The organism is Pseudomonas sp. K5002, from assembly GCF_013386655.1.
In the GTDB taxonomy this organism is placed as follows: domain Bacteria; phylum Pseudomonadota; class Gammaproteobacteria; order Pseudomonadales; family Pseudomonadaceae; genus Aquipseudomonas.
Genome location: NZ_JACARK010000452.1, coordinates 1 through 3,280 on the forward strand (window position 1 = coordinate 1; position 3,280 = coordinate 3,280).

Sequence of the window (3,280 nt, forward strand, 5' to 3'; positions counted from 1 at the left end):
TTTGGCCTCGGCTCCGGCATAGCGGGCCTCGGTGGCGTGGCCCTGAGCCAGATCGGCAACGTCGGCCCGGACCTCGGCCAGAGCTACATCATCGACTCGTTCCTGGTGGTGGTGCTAGGTGGCGTCGGCCAGTTGGCCGGCAGCGTCATGGCGGCCTTCGGCCTGGGGATAGCCAACAAGATTCTTGAGCCGCAGATCGGTGCCGTACTCGGCAAGATCCTGATCCTCGCGCTGATCATTCTGTTCATCCAGAAACGCCCGCAAGGACTCTTCGCACTGAAAGGACGGGTGATCGACTGATGAACCAGCCATTGATGCTTACGGCCGCGCAAAAGGCCGGCCCCAAGGTGACCGTCGCGGTCGGTGCAGTGGTGCTGATCCTGCTGCTGGCGCTGCCGTTGTTCTCGCTGTTGTCACCGGAAAATCCGCTGCACGTTTCCGCCTATACCCTGACGTTGGTGGGCAAGATTCTGTGCTACGCCATCGTCGCCCTGGCGCTGGACCTGGTGTGGGGTTATGCCGGGATGTTGTCCCTCGGGCACGGCCTGTTCTTTGCGCTGGGCGGTTATGCCATGGGCATGTACCTGATGCGCCAGGCGTCCGGCGATGAGCTGCCGGCGTTCATGACCTTTTTGTCGTGGACCGAGTTGCCGTGGTACTGGACCGGCACCAGCCACTTCCTCTGGGCGATGTGCCTGGTGGTGTTGGCACCGGGCTTGCTCGCGTTGGTGTTCGGGTTCTTCGCCTTCCGCTCGCGGATCAAGGGCGTGTACTTCTCGATCATGACCCAGGCCCTGACGTTCGCCGGGATGCTGTTGTTCTTCCGCAACGAGACCGGGTTCGGCGGCAATAACGGCTTTACCAATTTCCGCAGCATCCTCGGGTTTGGCATCACCGAGCCGGGCACGCGAGCGGCGCTGTTTGTGGCCACCGTGGTGTTGTTGGTGGCGAGCCTGTTCATCGGCTGGCGCCTGGCCCAGAGCAAGTTCGGCCGGGTGCTGACGGCACTTCGGGATGCGGAAAATCGCCTGATGTTCTGCGGCTACGACCCGCGTGGCTTCAAGCTGTTCGTGTGGGTGTTGAGCGCGGTGCTGTGTGGTTTGGCGGGCGCGTTGTATGTGCCGCAAGTGGGCATCATCAACCCCAGCGAAATGTCGCCGACCAACTCCATCGAGGCCGCTGTGTGGGTGGCCCTCGGCGGGCGTGGAACCTTGATCGGCCCGCTGCTGGGCGCCGGTGTGGTCAACGGCATGAAGAGCTGGTTCACCGTGGCGTTTCCTGAGTATTGGCTGTTCTTCCTCGGTGCGCTGTTCATCATCGTCACCCTGTACTTGCCCAAGGGTGTGATTGGCCTGCTGAAGAAAAGGGGCGACCAATGAGGCACTTCATGCTCGAACCTATCCTTGAACCCAATAAAGACCAGGGCAGCGCCCGCGATGCCATCGGCCTCGGCCAGGCTGCCGGCAAAGGCCTGAACACCCGCCACGGCACGATCCTGACCCTGGAAGACATCAGCGTCAGCTTCGACGGTTTCAAGGCATTGAACGACTTGAACCTGTACATCGGCGTCGGCGAATTGCGCTGCATCATCGGCCCCAACGGCGCGGGCAAGACCACGCTGATGGACGTGATCACCGGCAAGACCCGGCCCAGCCACGGCAAGGCCTGGTTCGGCGAAACCCTCGACCTGACGAGCATGAGCGAAGTGCAGATCGCCCAGGCCGGCATCGGTCGCAAGTTCCAGAAGCCCACGGTATTCGAAGCCCTCAGCGTGTTCGAAAACCTCGAGCTGGCGCAAAAGACCGACAAGTCGGTGTGGGCCAGCCTGCGGGCGCGCTTGAGTGGTGAGCAGAAAGACCGCATCAGCGAAGTGCTCGACACCATCCGCCTCACCGCTTCAGTCAATCGCCCGGCCGGCTTGCTGTCCCACGGCCAGAAACAGTTCCTGGAAATCGGCATGTTGCTGATGCAGGACCCGCAACTGTTGCTGCTGGATGAACCGGTGGCGGGCATGACCGATGCCGAAACCGAGTTCACCGCCGAGCTGTTCAAGCGCCTGGCGGGCAAGCATTCGCTGATGGTGGTGGAACACGACATGGGCTTTGTCGGCTCGATTGCCGACCACGTGACGGTGTTGCACCAGGGCAGCGTGCTGGCCGAAGGGTCGCTGGAACAGGTGCAGGAAAATGAGCGGGTGATCGAGGTTTACCTCGGTCGCTGAACCTGATCGTTCCCACGCTCCGCGTGGGAATGCATCCGGTGACGCTCTGTGTCACACGGCGGACGCGGAGCGTCCATTGCGGCATTCCCACGCAGAGCGTGGGAACGATCATTAAGGGGAACTGAACATGCTGCAAGTCGACAAGCTGCACCAGTACTACGGCGGTAGCCACATCCTGCGCGGGCTTTCCTTTGAGGTAAAAGTCGGCGAAGTCACCTGCCTGCTGGGCCGCAACGGCGTGGGCAAGACTACCCTGCTCAAGTGCCTGATGGGTTTGCTGCCGGCCAAGGAAGGTGCGGTGAACTGGGAAGGCCGCGCCATTACCGGCTTCAAACCGCACCAGCGGGTGCACGCCGGCATCGCTTACGTGCCCCAGGGCCGGGAGATTTTTGGCCGCCTGACAGTGGAAGAAAACCTGCTGATGGGCCTGTCACGCTTCCCCGGCTCCGAAGCCAAGGAAGTGCCCGCCTTCATCTACGAGCTGTTCCCGGTGCTGCTGCAAATGAAGCAACGCCGGGGTGGTGACTTGTCCGGCGGCCAGCAACAGCAGCTGGCTATCGGCCGGGCCCTGGCCAGCCGCCCGCGCCTGTTGATCCTCGATGAACCCACCGAAGGCATCCAGCCGTCGGTGATCAAGGAGATCGGCGCGGTGATCAAAAAGCTCGCGGCACGCGGCGACATGGCGATTCTGCTGGTGGAGCAGTTCTATGATTTTGCCGCGGAACTGGCCGACCAGTACCTGGTGATGTCCCGGGGCGAAATCGTCCAGCAGGGGCGTGGAGAAAATATGGAAAGCGAGGGTGTGCGCGGGCTCGTTACGATCTAATCTGTAGCGTCCTAACGATAAGCACTGACCATGACCCTACCTGCCCCCACCGCGCTGTTCACCCCCAGCTGGCACGCCGAGCTGGAACTCGGCTACGCGCGTTTCGGCGACACCACGCGCCCAGTGATGCGCCGCCACCTCGGCCCACTGCGGGTGCAAAAGCATCTGTACGCCGAAGGCCCCGAGGTGTGCCAGCACATCATCGTGCACCCGCCGGGCGGGATTGCCGGCGG

Annotated in this window: 3 protein-coding genes and 2 pseudogenes; all 5 read left to right on the plus strand. The window is 62.5% G+C overall.

The annotated features are described in order from the left end of the window. Positions 1–300, plus strand: a pseudogene (locus HX846_RS20150) (urea ABC transporter permease subunit UrtB); the annotation flags it as partial. Further along, a complete protein-coding gene (urtC, locus tag HX846_RS20155; RefSeq protein WP_008439056.1) occupies positions 300–1,379 on the plus strand; it encodes an urea ABC transporter permease subunit UrtC in 1,080 nt (359 codons plus the stop codon). The pseudogene HX846_RS20150 and the gene urtC, both read left to right, overlap by 1 nt. Next, positions 1,376–2,221, plus strand: coding sequence for an urea ABC transporter ATP-binding protein UrtD (gene urtD, locus HX846_RS20160; protein ID WP_087693129.1), 846 nt, complete (start codon positions 1,376–1,378; stop codon positions 2,219–2,221). Before urtC ends, urtD begins: the two co-directional genes overlap by 4 nt. A 127-nt stretch (positions 2,222–2,348) precedes the next feature. Further along, a complete protein-coding gene (gene urtE / locus HX846_RS20165) occupies positions 2,349–3,047 on the plus strand; it encodes an urea ABC transporter ATP-binding subunit UrtE (RefSeq protein ID WP_003217380.1) in 699 nt (232 codons plus the stop codon). Between the two features lie 30 nt (positions 3,048–3,077). Continuing rightward, positions 3,078–3,280 (plus strand): annotated as a pseudogene (locus tag HX846_RS20170) (urease accessory protein); the annotation flags it as partial.

What these genes read in the sequence shown, in the direction of transcription:
- urtC (WP_008439056.1), top strand. Translation starts at nt 300, where the DNA reads ATGAACCAGCCATTGATGCTTACGGCCGCGCAAAAGGCCGGCCCCAAG.
- urtD (WP_087693129.1), top strand. Translation starts at nt 1,376, where the DNA reads ATGAGGCACTTCATGCTCGAACCTATCCTTGAACCCAATAAAGACCAG.
- urtE (WP_003217380.1), top strand. Translation starts at nt 2,349, where the DNA reads ATGCTGCAAGTCGACAAGCTGCACCAGTACTACGGCGGTAGCCACATC.